This is a genomic window from Dinoroseobacter sp. S76 (assembly GCF_049801095.1).
Taxonomy (GTDB): Bacteria; Pseudomonadota; Alphaproteobacteria; order Rhodobacterales; family Rhodobacteraceae; genus Dinoroseobacter.
Genome location: NZ_JBNAGH010000008.1, coordinates 121,883 through 137,500, shown reverse-complemented (window position 1 = coordinate 137,500; position 15,618 = coordinate 121,883). Strand labels below are relative to the sequence as shown.

Here is a 15,618-nt window from a genome sequence, read left to right as displayed (position 1 = left end):
GCATCTGCGGCCAGAGCGGGACCACGGGCGCGCGCCCCGCCGCCCCGATTACCCAGACAAGGACCCCGAGGGACAACACGGAATAGGCCAGCGTAAAGCCGCCCTGCCCCAACCGCGCCACGAGCCAAGGCTTCACGGGTGGGCGCACGGGGATCGCATGGCTCAGCAGGAACACGCAGAACGCCACGATTAGCTCAGACCACCCCATGTCGCATCTCTCCTTTCGCGCAGTTGAGCCCTTGCGCGGCCTAGCGTCTTTGATGTGCCGCAAGGCCCCTTGCCCGCGAGTGTTCCTCCTCCCCACGCCCCGTCACAGCCCCTAAGACCCACGCTTGATTGACAAGTTGCCGCAGGCTGTGGTTCGCTCGGGTCAGTCCCGCCTTCAGAGCGGGCACCTTTTTGCGCCGAAAACGGGCGCATGTTCTGGGAGGAGCATTCTATGAAAAAGCTGATGCTGGGCACGGCCCTGGCCTGTCTTTCCATGTCCGGAGCCGCGATGGCCGCGGGGCATTCCATTTCCGCCTGCCTGATCACCAAGACGGATACCAACCCGTTCTTCGTGAAGATGAAGGAAGGCGCGACTGCCAAGGCCGAGGAGCTGGGGATTGAGCTGAAGTCCTTCGCAGGCAAGGTCGATGGCGATCACGAGACGCAAGTGGCCGCGATCGAAACTTGCATCGCCGATGGGGCGAAGGGGATCCTGATCACCGCATCGGACACCTCATCCATCGTACCCGCCGTGCAGCAGGCGCGGGAGGCGGGGCTTGTGGTGATCGCGCTCGATACGCCGCTCTCGCCGATCGATGCGGCGGATGCCACGTTTGCCACGGACAACTTCCTCGCGGGGGAGCTGATCGGGGCCTGGGCGGCGGCGTCGCTGGGGGATGATGCGGGCAATGCCAAGATCGGCATGCTGGATCTGGCCGTGTCGCAGCCGACGGTCGGCGTGCTCCGCGATCAGGGCTTCCTGCAGGGCTTCGGCATCGAGCTTGGCGATCCGAACAAATGGGGCGATGAGGATGATCCGCGCATCGTCGGCAATGATGTAACCGCCGGCAACGAGGAAGGCGGCCGCCGCGCCATGGAGAATCTTCTGGCCAAAGACCCCTTCATCAACGTGGTCTACACGATCAACGAGCCGGCGGCCGCGGGCGCCTATGAAGCGCTCAAGGCCATTGGTCGCGAGAATGACGTGCTGATCGTGTCGGTCGATGGCGGCTGCCCCGGCGTGCAGAACGTCGCCGATGGCGTGATCGGCGCCACGTCGCAGCAATACCCACTGCTGATGGCCTCGCTGGGGATCGAAGCGATCAAGACTTGGGCCGATACCGGCGAGAAGCCTGCCCCGACCCCAGGCAAGGACTTCTTCGACACAGGCGTGGCGCTCGTGACCGACAAGCCGGTGGACGGCGTCGAGAGCATCTCCGTCAAAGAGGGTATGGACCTCTGCTGGGGGTGACCTGCAGCCCCTGAGCGAGGGGCGGTAACAGAATGCGGTGCCTGACCCGGGTGCCGCGCCTGTTCCCCGCCCATGCGCGGCCCCGGTCCCTGGATCGGGTCCGCGTCCCCCAGGTGCCTGCTGGCGAGAAGAGGCACCGCACAGTCTTGCCCCCTAGCGACCGGAGCCGACCCATATGACCGACCCCACCCCGCGCGGGCAGGATTTCGAAGCCTCCCTTCAGGACGCCACGACCAGCGTCGCCGAGTTCGATCAAGGCCCCCAGGGATTTACCCGCAAATTCCAGCACGCGCTGCACCAGACCCCGGCCCTCGTGCCGTTGATCGTGCTGGTGGCCGCGATCGCGATCTTCGGAGTTCTTCTGGGGTCCAAGTTCTTTTCCCCCTTCGCCCTGACCCTGATCCTGCAACAGGTGCAGATCGTGGGCATTGTCGCCGCGGCCCAGAGCCTTGTGATCCTGACCGCCGGGATCGACCTGAGCGTGGGCGCGATCATGGTGCTGAGCTCTGTGGTGATGGGGCAGTTCACCTTCCGCTACGGGATCCCGGTGGAGATCTCGATCATCTGCGGCCTGATCTGCGGCACGGCCATGGGCTTCATCAATGGCTGGCTCGTGGCGCGGGTGAAATTGCCGCCCTTCATCGTGACCCTGGGCATGTGGCAGATCGTGCTGGCCACCAACTTCCTCTACTCCGCCAACGAGACCATCCGCAGTCAGGAGATCCGCGAACAAGCCCCACTCCTGCAGTTCTTCGGCACCACGCTGGAGATCGGCGGCGCGCGCCTGACCTACGGGGTGATCTTCATGGTCGCGCTGGTTTTCGTGCTCGCCTATGTGCTCCGGCAAACCGCCTGGGGCCGCCATGTCTATGCGGTGGGCGATGATCCGGAGGCAGCGGAGCTCTCCGGCGTGCAGGTCTCGCGGGTGCTGATCTCGGTCTACATGCTCTCGGGTCTGATCTGCGCCTTCGCGGGCTGGGCGCTGATCGGGCGGATCGGGTCGGTCTCGCCAACGTCCGGACAGCTCGCGAATATCGAAAGCATCACCGCTGTGGTGATCGGGGGCATCTCGCTCTTTGGCGGGCGGGGCTCGATCCTTGGCGCGTTTTTCGGAGCGCTGATCGTGGGGGTGTTTACCCTAGGGCTGCGCCTTCTGGGGGCGGATGCCCAATGGACCTTCCTGTTGATTGGCCTGCTGATCATCGCTGCCGTGGCGGTGGATCAGTGGATTAGAAAGGTATCTGTCTGATGGAACCGGTGCTGGCAGGAAAGAACCTGGTCAAACGCTATGGCCGCGTGACCGCGCTGGATCATTGCGATTTCGAACTCTACCCGGGCGAAATCCTCGCGGTGATCGGCGATAATGGCGCGGGCAAGTCCTCCCTGATCAAAGCGGTCTCCGGGGCCGTAATCCCCGACGAAGGCGAGGTCTATCTGGAGGGCAAGCAGGTCCGCTTTTCCAGTCCGCTGGACGCGCGGGATGCGGGGATTGAGACGGTGTATCAGCAGCTCGCCATGTCTCCGGCCCTGTCGATCGCGGATAACATGTTCATGGGGCGCGAGTTGCGCAAACCGGGGTTTCGCGGGAAATGGCTGCGGCAGCTGGATCGCGCCGCGATGGAGAGCTTCGCGCGCGAGAAGCTGAGCGAGCTCGGGCTGATGACGATCCAGAACATCAATCAGGCGGTGGAGACCCTGTCCGGAGGGCAACGCCAGGGCGTGGCCGTGGCCAGGGCGGCGGCCTTCGGGTCCAAGGTGATCATCCTTGATGAGCCCACCGCAGCTCTCGGTGTGAAGGAAAGCCGCCGCGTGCTGGAGCTGATCCTCGATGTGAAGGCACGGGGGATCCCAATCGTTCTGATCAGTCACAACATGCCCCATGTGTTCGAGGTGGCGGATCGGATCCATATCCACCGCCTGGGCAAGCGGCTCTGCGTGATCGACCCGAAGGACTACAAGATGTCCGATGCGGTGGCCTTCATGACCGGCGCGCGGGATCCCAACATGGAAGCGGCCTAACCCCGGACCCGGGGCGCGCTCCACATGTGGAGCGCGGGCGACGCGCCAGGTCCCCTCGTTATGACATTGCCCGAACCGTCGAACCGCGCGGGTCCGCGCCATGCACATGTGCATGGCGCCTCGGGTCTAACGTTGGCCCAGAACACGACAAAACCGCCGGGTTTCCCGCGGCGGTTTACATCTTTTCAGTGATCGACCGGATCCCTCCGGCGGCGCGGGCTCAGCCCTGACGCGCTTTGAACCGACGCTGGGTCTTGTTGATCACGTAAACGCGGCCCTTACGACGCACGATCCGGCAATCCCGGTGGCGCTGCTTGAGCGAGCGGAGCGAGTTCTTGACCTTCATGGGTCTGTCTCCTGTCGCGGCGCGCACTGCGCCAAGGTGGATGGCCGCCCCGAGGGACAAGGCCGAGATGGTGGGCGGTACTGGGATCGAACCAGTGACCCCTTCGATGTCAACGAAGTGCTCTACCGCTGAGCTAACCGCCCGATGAAATACCGAATTCGCCAAAATCGCTCCTCGGCGGAGCCACCTTCCCGATCGGTTCGCGTCCTATAAAAGGAGTCGCAAAGGTGTTCAAGGGCTTTTGGCCTGCCCCCGGTTCGGTCTAGTATATCCCCAATGATGCACACGGCATATACACTCGGGCGCCCCCGGCCCTGCACCACATCGGTCGTCTTCGCGTCGCCCCATTCCGGGCGCGCCTATTCGAAGGATTTCCTGCGGGCCACGATCCTGGACACCCACACGATCCGCTCCTCCGAGGATGCCTTTGTGGATGAGCTGATCTCCTGTGCCCCGCGCCACGGGGCGCAAACCATCGCAGCCACGGCTCCGCGCGCCTATATCGACCTCAACCGCAACTCCGATGAGCTCGATCCCGCAGTGGTCAGCGGGCTGCGCCGGGTGACCCATAACCCGCGGATCAGCTCGGGCCTCGGCGTTGTCCCCCGGGTGGTGGCCAATGGACGCGCGATCTACCGCGGCAAATTGCACCTCAACGAGGCCAAGGCCCGGCTTGATGCCTATTGGCACCCCTATCACGACCAGCTGCGCCGCATGCTCGACGTGACCCGCAACACCTTTGGCCAGGCGATTCTCGTGGATTGCCATTCCATGCCCCATGAGGCGATCGACGCGCTGCACCAGCATTCGGACGAACGCCCGGATGTGGTGCTTGGCGATCGGTTCGGAGCTGCCGCAGCCGCCCATGTGGTGGACCATATCGAGGCCGCCTTCACCAATGCCGGCCTGCGCGTGGCGCGCAACGCGCCCTTCGCCGGGGCCTTCATCGCCCAGCATTACGGTCGCCCCTCGCGCAACCAGCACGTGGTTCAGATCGAGATCGACCGCGCCCTCTATATGGACGAGGACAAGATCGAGCGCGGCCCGCAATTCCGGGGCTTCCAACGGCTGATGGAACAAGTGATCGCCGATATCGCGGGCTTCGGGCGCGCCTCGCAAGTGCCGCTGGCCGCCGAGTAACTCTCTAGCGCAGGGCCCGCCCCTTCAGAATCGCATCATCCCCGAACTTCGCCCGGATCGCATCGGTCGCCCGCTCCGCGGCCGCGCGCTGCTTCGCACCGGGATCCAGAAGATCCCCGGTCAGATCCGCATCCCCCTCGGGGACAAGATCGCTCAGCCCGACACCGAGCAGGCGATAGCTCTCCCCCTTCGGCACCGCGCGAAAAAGCTCCATAGCCTCGCGAAAGATCTTGTCCGCGATCTGGCTTGGGTCGCGAAGCGCATGGCGCTTTGTGACCAGCGTGTGATCGGATTTCTTCAGCTTGAGCAACACGACCCGTCCGGCGAGACCCTTGGCCTTGGCGCGCCCGGCCACTTTTTCGGCCATGCGCCAGACATGCCCCTCAAGGATATCAGGATCCGCCGTATCTTCGGAAAAGGTCGTCTCATTGGAAATCCCCTTGACCGGGGCCCGGCTCGAGACCGGTCGCCGATCCTCGCCGCGCGCCAGATGATAGAGCCGCAGCCCCATGGACCCGAAGCGCGCCACAAGATCCGTCTGCTCCCACCGGGCGAGATCCGTGAAAGTGCGGATCCCCGCGGCCTCCAGCGCCGCCTGCCCCGCGGCCCCCACGCCCCAGATCATCCGCACGGGCTTGTCCGCCAGAAAATCCATCGTCTCCGCCTTGCCGATCACCGCAAAGCCCCGGGGCTTGTCCAGATCCGAGGCGATCTTGGCCAGAAACTTGTTATGGGACAGCCCGATGGAGCCCGTCAGTCCGAGCTCATCCTCCATCCGTTTGACCAGCCGCGCCAGCATCGCTGCCGGTGGCGCGCCATGGAGCCGCGCGGTCCCGCCCAGATCCATGAAAGCCTCATCCAGCGACAAAGGCTCTACATCCGGGGTCAGCTCATCCATCATCGCGCGGATCGCGCGGCTGGCCTCCACATAGGCGTCAAACCGCGGTTTGATGACCACCGCATCCGGGCACAGCGCCAGCGCCTTGAACATGGGCATGGCCGAGCGGACCCCCTTGATCCGCGCCACATAGCAAGCGGTCGAGACCACACCGCGCCGCCCCCCGCCGATGATCACGGGCTTCTGGGCGAGCTCCGGATTGTCGCGTTTTTCCACCGAGGCGAAGAAAGCGTCACAATCCATATGGGCGATGGTCAGCGTATCGAGTTCCGCATGGCGGATCAGCCGCGGACTGCCGCAACGGGGGCAACGCGGATTCTCGATATTTTGCTGCTGACAATCGCGGCAGAGACTGGTCATCTAGACGCCGAGCCCCATTATCGGATGATACGACCGGGACAGTATACGGATTCTCTGTGCCGCAACAGAAGACACACACGGAATTTCAGGGGGTGACCCTGGCCGCCCTCCATGGCGAGAAGGTAGCTGTGACTTGTTTGCCCGCGGATGAACGCTCTGGGGCATCGGGTCCGCTCTGGACGTTGCCCAATCTGGCGCGGGTCGAGGGGCGCAGCCCGGCGGAGACCGCACTGGTGCTGGCCGAGGAGGTTCTGGGGTTTTCCCTCTCCGTGACACGGCTGAACTGGCCGATTCTCTGTCCGCCCCCCAAAGCCGCGCCAGACTTGCCGCCCACGTGGTTTTTTGCGGCCTGGCTGAGCCCTTTGGAATGGGAAGTGCTGTCGCGTGATGGGGGACCCCGGGATGCCTTGATGATCGGGGTGGATGTCTATCTGCGCGCCACGACCGTGATCCCGGAGCAGCAGGCGAGCCTCAGGCAATACCTCAGCCAGGCCCGGACTGCGCCACGCTCCTGAGCCTTCCCGGGTTCAACGCAAGGCGGCCAGCGGCGCGGCCGCAAGATCCCGTATCGGGCGTGGCGGTGCCGCGCGCAGGGCGACCCGGTCCCGCTCATCCGCCAGCACATGAATTTCCGCCGCTGCGGCAGCCCCCGGTGACGGGGCCTGGCGCCGACGGGGACCGCGAGACCGGTTGCCCTCGGGCGGGCTGCAAGCGGCGGCTTGTTGCAAGGCGACACGCAAGCGCGTCAGGGCGCAGGCCATCTTCCGCTTGGCCTGTCGACGGGCCAGCGACGCGCCCAGCGCCGCGCCGCCCCCACCGGCACAGAGGGCGAGCCCCGCAAGGATCAGAGGGGCAAGGGTCAACCCGGGCAAATGCGCGGCGAGCAGGGCTGTAAGTGCGGCGGTTGGGACGCCAAGCGCCAAGGCCTCGGTCCATCCGGTAATGCGGTAGCCGGTATTGAGCAGCTTCTCGGCAGAGAGCGCGAGATGGGGCGGGATCCCCGCAATCTGCACACTGAAGGCCAGAAGATCGCGCCGGCGCCCCGTGCGCAGATCGGTCTCCACCGCATCGAGATCGGCTTGGGTCGCGAGAATAACGACGGGAAGCGGGTTGGACATAATCACCTCATCAGATCCGGGGCGCGCCACCGGAATAGGTGGGCCACGGCCTCGGAGTAATGGGTGCAGGGTTATGGGTGCGTTATGGCAGCGTGAGGGTATCTAGGGATGCGAGAAGGGGGCGCCCTGCGCATGCGCAGGGCGCGGACGTGTTCTGTTGAAACGGTGGGACTGCGTCCTCCGAACGGCGTTGGCGGGTCACGCGCGATCCGCATGCGGATCGCGCCTTTCCTCCCGTCGCAAGCGCGATCAGTCGTAGCTGCGCGTGTCCTCGATCACGAGGCCATCATTGGGCAGACTGCCCGGGGCCACGATCTCGACGCTGCCCTTGAGCTTGAGATGGGCCGTCACCGACGCGCCATAGGCCGCCGCATCGCCGCCATCGCTTTCGATCCGCACATGGAGGGTGTCCATCTCGCCATCGCGCCCGGCCACCACCCGCGCCCGGGTGATTTCGGGATGGGCGGCCACCAGTGCCGCGACCTGTTCGGGACGGACGAACATGCCCTTGATCTTGGCCGTCTGATCCGCGCGGCCCATCCAGCCCTTGATGCGCAGGTTGGTCCGGCCGCAGGGGCTTTGCCCAGACATCACCGCAGAAAGATCTCCGGTGGCGAAGCGGATCAGTGGGTAGTCCGGGTTCAGGGAGGTGACGACAACCTCGCCCACCTCGCCCTCGGGCAGCGGGTCACCCGTCCCGGGGCGCACAATCTCGACGATCACGCCCTCATCCACGATCAAACCCTCCATGGCAGGGGACTCGTAGGCGATATTGCCGAGATCCGCCGTGGCGTAGGATTGCAGGCAGCTAATCCCGCGATCCGCATAGGCCAGCCGCAGGCTCGGGAAGAGCGCGCCGCCCGAAACCGCCGCTTTGGCAAAGCCCAGCGTCACGCTCATCTCGTCGGCCTTGTCGAGAATGACCTTCAAGTAGTCCGGCGTGCCCGCATAGGCGGTGGAGCCCAGATGGGCCGCAGCCTGCACCTGCAACTCGGTCTGGCCAGTCCCGGCAGGCAGCACCGTGGCCCCCACTGCGCGCGCGCCGCTTTCGAACATGATCCCCGCCGGGGTCAGGTGATAGCCAAAGCAGTTCTGCACCAGATCCTGCGCGCCGATCCCCGCCGCATGGAGAAACCGGCCCAAGCGGAACCAGTCGCCATCGATCCCGCCGGGCTCGTAGATCGGGCCGGGGGATTGGAAAACATGGGAGAAGCCGGTGGCTGGCCCGGCAAAACCGCCCAGGGGCGCCGCCGGGGTTTGGGCTTCGGTCAGGGTGGATTTGCGCAGGACAGGCAGAGCCGAGAGCGCTGCGGCATCGATCACGGACGCCGCATCCACCCCGCCCAAGCTCTCGGCATAGCCCGGCAATGCCTGGGCGCGCGCCACTTGGGCGGGCAGGTCCCGAGCCAGATCCGCGGCCCGCTGATCCGCGCTGCGGGTTTCCAGAATGTCGTAAAACTCACTCATGCCGGGGCCTTTCCCAATCGGCTTGTCTCAAGCAGAGCGCCTGCGGCGCCTCGTGAAGTCTTGCACTGCGTGCGGTTTGGGGGCTCTGCCCCCGGCGCGATGCGCCTCCCCCGGAGTATTTCCGGAACAATGAAAAAGTCAGCTCAGCCACCGCTTCCGGCGGCGATAGGAGCGGACATCGCGGAAGCTCTTACGGCCCTCATCGGACATGCCGAGGTAGAATTCCTTCACATCCGGGTTCTCCCGGAGCTCGGCGGCGGGGCCTTCCATCACCACACGCCCGGATTCAAGGATATAGCCATGATGAGCGAAACGCAGGGCCACATTCGTGTTCTGCTCGGCCAGCAGGAAGGACACCCCCTCGCGCTCGTTCAGATCCTTGACGATGCCGAAGATCTCTTCGACGAGCTGCGGGGCGAGCCCCATGGAGGGCTCATCGAGCAGGATGGTCTCAGGGCGGGACATGAGCGCGCGGCCAATGGCGCACATCTGCTGCTCACCGCCCGAAGTATAGCCCGCCTGCGACTTGCGGCGTTCCTTGAGGCGCGGGAAATACTTGTAGACCAGCTCCAGATCATCGGCGACCGCGCCGCGCCCGTCGGCGCGGGTATAGGCGCCGGTCATCAGGTTCTCTTCGACGGTCAGGTGCTCGAAGCAATGGCGCCCCTCCATCACCTGGATCACGCCGCGCTTGACCATGTCCGAAGGGCTGAGATCCTCGACCTCCTGACCGCGATACTGGATCGACCCCTTGGTCACCTCGCCCCGTTCGGAGCGCAGCAGGTTCGAGATCGCCTTGAGCGTTGTGGTCTTGCCTGCCCCGTTGCCGCCGAGCAGCGCCGTGATCCCGCCCTTGGGCACGGTCAGGCTGACGCCCTTCAGCACCAGGATCACATGGTTGTAGATCACTTCGATATTGTTGACCTCAAGGAGCGTCTCCTCGGTCCGACCTGCATCGAGCATGGCTACTCCACCTCCCCTTCGCTGCGCCCCTGGCGCACATTCGTGTAATAGACTGCCGCCTCTGGGCAGGGCCCTTTGCAGCGGCTGACAAAGCTCCGATAGAGCCCGTATTTGAGATAGAGCTCACCGTTCGAATTCGTGGTTGGCCCGGTATAGCTCCAGACCTTGCGATCATTCATCCAAAGATCGATCGCCCCCTCGGCACCGCGCGACCAAGCGGCGCGCAGTTTGATCCGGGTCCAGCGTCCGCGCAAATCCGATTGTCGCGCCAGACGTTTTGCGATCTTGCCGCCGATCGGGTTCATCGGGTCGCTGTCGAGACGCGTGGGATCACTCAGCTCGGCGAAAAGCCCGTCATGGAACAGACTGAAGAGCAGTTCCGGACCGCTTTTATCGCGCTGATGGATCTGGCCGATCGTGTAATTGGGCGACCCCGCCGTCAGCTGCGGAAACTCTCGGGGCACGAAGACCGACCAAGCGTACCAGACCGTATCCCCGGGCCGGATGCCCGTGCGCTCAGCGGCAAATTCCACCCGCTCCCGGTCGTCGCGGCAGTCTCCAATCGAACGGACACAGTCGCCCGGGCGCAGGAGAAACCGTTCGGCCTTGGTGCCATCGGGAAAGACAACGCGCGCATAGTTATGGGGTTTGCCAGGGGTCTGCAGGCGCATCTTGCCGACGCCTTCGGCCATGCTCTGCTGCGCGGCGGCCAAGGGCGGTGCCAGGGCAAGCCAAAGCCCGCTGCAGAGCGCTGCCACATATCCAAACCGCATCCGTTGCTTCCTTTTTCGTGCGTGCCCCGGCCGAGATCCGGCCGGGGCCATTGCGCTTAGTTGCAGCGCGTTTCGATGCTGTTCTCAGCGGCGAAGGCTTCGCTATCGGCCATCACCAGCGGGGTGATCACGTCATCATCGGAGCCGATCCAATCGGTGACCACGTTCCAGGTTTTGGCGGAGGCATCCCACTGCTGGATCTTGGCAGAGCCGGAGCCGCCATGATCCTGGCAGCTCACAGAGAAGGCCGGGCCAAAGTTGGGCATGCCAAGCTCGGCCATGCGGGCTTCGGTGATCTCCAGGGCTTCCATACCGTCGCGCATCATCGCCGGGGTGATGTCCATCTCGCCATGGATCTCCTGCGCCTTGCGGGTGGCTTCCGCCGCCAGCATCGCCGCATAGAGACCACGGTTATAGAGCACCGTGCCCACCTGATCGCCTGCACCCGCGGCCTTGCCCGCGTCGATCACGTATTTCTGCAGATCCGCATAGATCGGGAAATCCGCGCCCACATTGTGCATGTTGAGGGACTTGTAGCCATTGGCCGCATCACCCGCCGGGATCACGTCATTCTCGGAGCCGGCCCACCAGTTGCCGATGAAGTTCTCCATCGGGAAACGGATGTTCGCGGCTTCCTGCACGGCGACCTGGTTCATCACGCCCCAGCCCCACATCACGACATAGTCCGGACGCTCGCGGCGGATCTGCAGCCACTGGGACTTCTGCTCCTGACCGGGATGGTCCACGGCGATGGTGCTGAGCTCGAAATTGTGCTTAGCGCTGAGTTCTTCGAGGGTGCGGATCGGCTCCTTGCCATAGGCGGAGTTGTGATAAAGCAGCGCGACCTTCTTGCCCGCGAGCCCGTCATCCTCGGCCAGCAGGTGGTTCACGATGATCGACGCGCCGTCCCAGTAGTTGGCCGGGTAGTTGAACACATGGCTGAAGACCGAGCCGTTTGCGGCCGAGGTCCGGCCATAACCCATGGTGTGGAGTGGGATGCCATCGGCGGTCGCTTTGGGGATCAGCTGATAGGTGATGCCGGTGGAGAGCGGCTGATAGACCAGCGAGCCTTCGCCCTTGGTGCTCTCATAGCATTCCACACCCTTCTGGGTGTTGTAGCCGGTCTCACATTCCAGCACGCGCGTCGCCACGCCACCGATCCCGCCATCGCGCTCGTTCAGGAGCGTGAAGTAATCCGCGTAGCCGTCGGCAAAGGGAATGCCGCCCGCCGCATAAGGTCCGGTCCGGTAGGACAGGGACGGATAGACCAGATCGGCCATCACCGGGGCGGCGACCATTGTGGCGGCCACAGCCATACTCGTGAGTTTCATCTTCATGCGATTTCCTCCCATTGGTTCTCGCGTCTTTGTGGTATCCGAAGCCCCTCGCCCCGGTCCGTATCTGCGCGCCCCCTCTGACGGGGGGCTCACGCGTTAATGTGGAAACGGCCAGAGCCGCAGTTTCTCCTTGGCCAGCTGCCAGAGCCGGGCGAGCCCGTGGGGCTCGACGATCAGGAAGAAGATGATCAGGCCGCCGAGGATCACGAACTCGAAATGCGCCGCGATGGCGGTGTCCCAGCCGAGACCGCCGACCATGATGTTCTTCAAGAGCACCGGCAGCAGCACGATGAAGGCCGCCCCGACGATGGAGCCGAAGATCGATCCGAGCCCGCCGATGATGATCATGAACAGGACAAGGAAGGACTGGTTGATCCCGAAGGCCTCGCCCACTTCGACCGCGCCGAGATAGACACTGAAGAAAAGCGCCCCCGCGACCCCAACGAAGAAGGAACTGACGGCAAAGGCCGTGAGCTTGGCCTTGAGCGGGTTCACCCCGATGATCTCGGCGGCGATATCCATGTCCCGGATCGCCATCCAGGTCCGCCCCACCGTGCCCCGCGTCAGGTTCCGTGCCAGCCAGGCCAGCACGAAGAGGAACGCGAGACAGAACAGGTATTTCGGCGCCGCATCCGCATTCGGTCCGGTGATCGCAAAGCCGAACATCGTCCGCTCCGGCGCGTTGATCTGACCCGAGGCGGAGTAGTTGTAGAACCACGGCACCTTGTTGAAGAGCCAGACAAGGAAGAACTGCGCCGCCAGCGTCGCCACGGCCAGATAGAACCCCTTGATCCGCAGGCTCGGCAGGCCAAACAGGACCCCGACCCCGGCGGTGATCACCCCGCCCAAGAGGACACAGGCCGCGATGTTGAGATCTGGAAAGGCCGTCATCAGCTTGTAGCAGGCATAGGCCCCCACGGCCATGAACCCGCCGGTGCCAAGGCTCACCTGCCCGCAATAGCCGGTCAGGATGTTCAGCCCGATCGCGGCAATCGCCCAGATCAGGAAAGGCACCAGAACCGCGCTCGCCCAGTAGTCGTTGATCAGGAAGGGGATGATCCCCAGCGCCACCGCCAGCACCGCATAGTAGCGGAACCGATCAAAACTGATCGGAAAGGTCTGGCTGTCCGCAGTATAGGACGTTTTGAAGTCCCCGGCCTCACGATAGAACATCGACACGTCCCCCTTCTGTCAGGCCCCGGGCGGGCACAAAAAACCCCGCGCGCTCCGACCGGAGGGCACGGGGTGTCATCATCTCTTCAGTCTTGCAGATCCGCAGCGCGCGCGCAGGACGGATCAGGCGTGTACCTTCTCCGCGAACTCGTCCTCGCCCTGCGTCGGACGCACATGCATCCCCTTGGTGATGCTGGCGGTAAGCGCGTTGATCTGCAGGCGTGCGTAGATCCCCAGACCGAGACCGGCCAGTGAGATCAGTGCGCTGGTCCAGTCGAAGGGCCGGTCGCCGAACAGTCCCGCCAGAGCCAGAAACCCGAAGGTCCAGAACGCCGTAAACGCAATCACACAGGCAATGGCCCAGAACTTTTTCATACCGAATCGTCTCCATACATGGCGCAGAGGCCTCACGGCCCCGGATTTGGCGCCCATGAAGCCCTGTTTTCGGGGCCTGCGTCAATATGTATCTCGAAACAGGAATATATGCAGCGCAGCAATTACTTAGCGCGCGCAGCATTTTTCCGCACCGCAGCGTGGCGCCCTGAAATTGCCGCGAAATCACCGCCTTGCCGCCGTGCATCTGCGATAGGCCGGATCCCGTCCAGCCGGAGGCCCTCGCCATGACCCTTGCCAAAGAGCTCGAAGACCTAGAGGCCCGCCGGGCCGCCGGAACCTTGTCAGATGCCGATGTCGAGATGGCCAAGGACGCGCTCTTGCGGGTAGCGGCCGAGACCCGGCTGACCCAACCTGCCCGTGACGAACGCTCGGCGCTCGTGGTCGGGCTGGCCTCGAACCTCATGCTCACTGTGATCGTGCTCGCGCTGATCGCCGCCGGAGCATATGTGCTGGCCCCGCTGACCATCGCGGCCCCGGTGATGATCCTCTGTGCCCTCGCCCTGCCCTTCATCTGGCTCTGGGAGTGGATCACGGATCTGTTCTGAGATAACCGCACGCGCCTAGACCCGCTCGATGATTTTCTCGCCGAACAGGCCCTGGGGCCGGAAGACGAGGAACACGAGGGCCAGCACATAGGCGAACCAGTTCTGGGTCGCGCCGCCAAGGAAGGGCTGGCCGATCAGGAATTCAAAGAGCTGCTCGCCCATCCCGATGATCAGCCCGCCGATGATCGCCCCGGGGATCGAGGTGAACCCGCCCAGCATCAGCACCGGCAAAGCCTTGAGCGCGATGAGGGACAGCGAGAACTGCACCCCGGATTTCGCGCCCCACATGATCCCGGCGACCAGCGCCACAAAGCCCGCGATGGACCAAACCAGCACCCAGATGAAGTTCAGGCTGATCCCCACCGACAGCGCCGCCTGATGGTCATCAGCCACCGCACGCAGGGCCCGGCCCTGCTTGGTGTATTGCGAGAAGACCACCAGCCCGGTCACCAGGATGACCGCAATCACCGTGGCTGCGATATCCAGGTTGTCGATGAAGAAGCCGTAGCCGAACATCTCGAAGGTGACCGTGTCGATGGTCTCGTTGATGCCTTGAGGCAGGCCGATATCGAGCTTCTTGATCTCCGCGCCCCACATGAGGTCCGCGACCCCTTCGAGAAAATAGGCGAGACCGATTGTGGCCATGAAGAGGATGATCGGCTCCTGATTGACCAGATGGCGCAGGACGAACTTGTTCACCGCCCAGGCGAAGGCCACCATCACCACCACCGTCAGCAGGATCGCGAGCAGCGCGGGCACCTGCCAGCCGAAATAGTGGATATTCGTGCCGAACATGGCGTTGATCAGATGGGCGAAGGGCACCTGCCCCTTCTGGATGCCCACCAGCGTCATCGCCGCAAAGAGCGCCATGACCCCCTGGGCATAGTTGAAGATCCCCGAAGCCTTGAAGATTAGCACAAAGCCCAGCGCCACCAGCGCGTACATCACCCCGGCCATCAGACCGTTGAGCGTAACCTCCATGGCAAATAGCAGTTGATCAGGCATTACAGAGCCTCCTTTAGGGTCTCGATCGACAGCCCGTTACAATATGTTCGATTGGTCCACGAGAATGCACCTTGGAGCACTTGTCCGTACTGCGAGACGTGGAAATGGCGTCCGGTAATGGTGAGTGGGCCAATCGCTGCACAGTAGCGCGCGGAGAAAGCGCTCGGATTCTTGGACATACGGGATACCGTCAATACAAACCCATGTTCGTCCAGGGACGGCCATTCCACAATCTGGTTCACGGTTCGATCAAACGAAGCGGAAACTGGAAAAGCGTAGCTGCACCGACCCTCATGAATGGTCACAGGAAGTGTAAGCACGGCATCCAATCGGACGGCGCGCCAGTACTCCGTTACAACGGGATCGTCGGGCTCGGACCAGGAGAATAGATCGCCGTAGAAGAAGAGCTTTTCGTCAGCACTCAAAGCACGCACATCTAAGCCTTGCTGCCCAACACCATCCAAAAGAGCGAGACAAACAGACTGCATGCGGTCTAGGTCGACGGTCCACTCGGCCGCTGCAGGATGCGAAGCTGCGAAAAAGCCCGTGATGGCGCCAATCAATCCGCCCTTGATGGTCTTCCGGTCAACCATTGCAGCGCCCTTTGGCCCATGGGGTT

The 15,618-nt window shown here is 63.8% G+C and carries 18 protein-coding genes and 1 tRNA gene (1 of these 19 running past the window's edge); 6 read left to right on the top strand and 13 right to left on the bottom strand.

Annotated features, from left to right (window positions below; genetic code table 11):
* Positions 1-208, bottom strand: partial view of an NnrU family protein gene (locus ACP153_RS18965; protein WP_424972584.1) — the 5' end (the start) only. 455 nt of this gene lie to the left of the window's left edge; only the first 208 of its 663 coding nucleotides appear in the window; it begins with the start codon at positions 206-208; its stop codon lies off the left edge, out of view.
* A gap of 231 nt (positions 209-439) precedes the next feature.
* Here ACP153_RS18965 and ACP153_RS18960 point away from each other — a divergent pair, with 231 nt between their 5' ends.
* From ACP153_RS18960 to ACP153_RS18950, 3 genes are all read left to right on the top strand, one after another.
* Positions 440-1,459, top strand: coding sequence for a sugar ABC transporter substrate-binding protein (locus ACP153_RS18960; RefSeq protein ID WP_424972583.1), 1,020 nt, complete (start codon positions 440-442; stop codon positions 1,457-1,459).
* A 175-nt stretch (positions 1,460-1,634) separates the two neighbouring features.
* Complete coding sequence (locus ACP153_RS18955; RefSeq protein WP_424972582.1) at positions 1,635-2,708, top strand: ABC transporter permease; 1,074 nt, start codon at positions 1,635-1,637, stop codon at positions 2,706-2,708.
* Positions 2,708-3,478 carry an ATP-binding cassette domain-containing protein gene (locus tag ACP153_RS18950; RefSeq protein WP_424972581.1) on the top strand — a complete coding sequence of 257 codons (771 nt, stop codon included), beginning with the start codon at positions 2,708-2,710 and terminating at the stop codon, positions 3,476-3,478. Before ACP153_RS18955 ends, ACP153_RS18950 begins: the two co-directional genes overlap by 1 nt.
* Positions 3,479-3,698: 220 nt before the next feature.
* On the opposite strand, the gene ykgO is transcribed toward ACP153_RS18950, so the two are convergent.
* Together ykgO and ACP153_RS18940 are read right to left on the bottom strand one after the other, a co-directional pair.
* The gene (ykgO, locus tag ACP153_RS18945; protein ID WP_035255927.1) at positions 3,699-3,824 is read right to left on the bottom strand and encodes a type B 50S ribosomal protein L36; all 126 of its coding nucleotides are present in this window, start codon (positions 3,822-3,824) and stop codon (positions 3,699-3,701) included.
* A 68-nt stretch (positions 3,825-3,892) separates the two neighbouring features.
* Positions 3,893-3,967 (bottom strand) — tRNA-Val (locus tag ACP153_RS18940).
* A gap of 133 nt (positions 3,968-4,100) precedes the next feature.
* Here ACP153_RS18940 and ACP153_RS18935 point away from each other — a divergent pair.
* Positions 4,101-4,964, top strand: a complete 864-nt coding sequence (locus ACP153_RS18935) for an N-formylglutamate amidohydrolase (protein ID WP_424972580.1) — start codon at positions 4,101-4,103, stop codon at positions 4,962-4,964.
* A 4-nt stretch (positions 4,965-4,968) separates the two neighbouring features.
* Here the strand turns inward: ACP153_RS18935 and ACP153_RS18930 are convergent, their stop codons facing one another.
* Positions 4,969-6,222, bottom strand: a complete 1,254-nt coding sequence (locus ACP153_RS18930; protein WP_424972579.1) for a DNA polymerase IV — start codon at positions 6,220-6,222, stop codon at positions 4,969-4,971.
* 128 nt (positions 6,223-6,350) lie between these two features.
* Between ACP153_RS18930 and ACP153_RS18925 the strand changes: the two genes are divergently transcribed.
* Positions 6,351-6,737: a hypothetical protein gene (locus tag ACP153_RS18925; protein WP_424972578.1), complete on the top strand. Its 387-nt coding sequence runs from the start codon at positions 6,351-6,353 to the stop codon at positions 6,735-6,737.
* Positions 6,738-6,749: 12 nt separating this feature from the next.
* Here the strand turns inward: ACP153_RS18925 and ACP153_RS18920 are convergent, their stop codons facing one another.
* From ACP153_RS18920 to ACP153_RS18890, 7 genes are all read right to left on the bottom strand, one after another.
* Positions 6,750-7,340: a hypothetical protein gene (locus tag ACP153_RS18920; RefSeq protein WP_424972577.1), complete on the bottom strand. Its 591-nt coding sequence runs from the start codon at positions 7,338-7,340 to the stop codon at positions 6,750-6,752.
* 249 nt (positions 7,341-7,589) lie between these two features.
* Entirely contained in the window at positions 7,590-8,807 is a 1,218-nt protein-coding gene (locus ACP153_RS18915) for a phenylacetate--CoA ligase family protein (RefSeq protein WP_424972576.1), read from the bottom strand.
* 138 nt (positions 8,808-8,945) lie between these two features.
* Positions 8,946-9,770: an ABC transporter ATP-binding protein gene (locus ACP153_RS18910; protein ID WP_424972575.1), complete on the bottom strand. Its 825-nt coding sequence runs from the start codon at positions 9,768-9,770 to the stop codon at positions 8,946-8,948.
* A gap of 2 nt (positions 9,771-9,772) precedes the next feature.
* On the bottom strand, positions 9,773-10,543 hold the full coding sequence (locus ACP153_RS18905; RefSeq protein ID WP_424972574.1) for a polysaccharide lyase: 771 nt from the start codon (positions 10,541-10,543) through the stop codon (positions 9,773-9,775).
* Between the two features lie 56 nt (positions 10,544-10,599).
* Complete coding sequence (locus tag ACP153_RS18900; protein ID WP_424972573.1) at positions 10,600-11,880, bottom strand: ABC transporter substrate-binding protein; 1,281 nt, start codon at positions 11,878-11,880, stop codon at positions 10,600-10,602.
* A gap of 96 nt (positions 11,881-11,976) precedes the next feature.
* Positions 11,977-13,053 (bottom strand): branched-chain amino acid ABC transporter permease, encoded by a 1,077-nt coding sequence (locus ACP153_RS18895; protein ID WP_424972588.1) that lies wholly within the window; start codon positions 13,051-13,053, stop codon positions 11,977-11,979.
* Between the two features lie 123 nt (positions 13,054-13,176).
* Positions 13,177-13,428, bottom strand: a complete 252-nt coding sequence (locus ACP153_RS18890; protein ID WP_424972572.1) for a hypothetical protein — start codon at positions 13,426-13,428, stop codon at positions 13,177-13,179.
* A 245-nt stretch (positions 13,429-13,673) separates the two neighbouring features.
* Here ACP153_RS18890 and ACP153_RS18885 point away from each other — a divergent pair, with 245 nt between their 5' ends.
* Entirely contained in the window at positions 13,674-13,994 is a 321-nt protein-coding gene (locus ACP153_RS18885) for a hypothetical protein (RefSeq protein WP_424972571.1), read from the top strand.
* 15 nt (positions 13,995-14,009) lie between these two features.
* On the opposite strand, the gene ACP153_RS18880 is transcribed toward ACP153_RS18885, so the two are convergent.
* A complete protein-coding gene (locus ACP153_RS18880) occupies positions 14,010-14,999 on the bottom strand; it encodes a branched-chain amino acid ABC transporter permease (protein WP_424972570.1) in 990 nt (329 codons plus the stop codon).
* The gene (locus tag ACP153_RS18875) at positions 14,999-15,592 is read right to left on the bottom strand and encodes a hypothetical protein (protein WP_424972569.1); all 594 of its coding nucleotides are present in this window, start codon (positions 15,590-15,592) and stop codon (positions 14,999-15,001) included. Before ACP153_RS18875 ends, ACP153_RS18880 begins: the two co-directional genes overlap by 1 nt.
* Positions 15,593-15,618 lie beyond the last annotated feature (26 nt).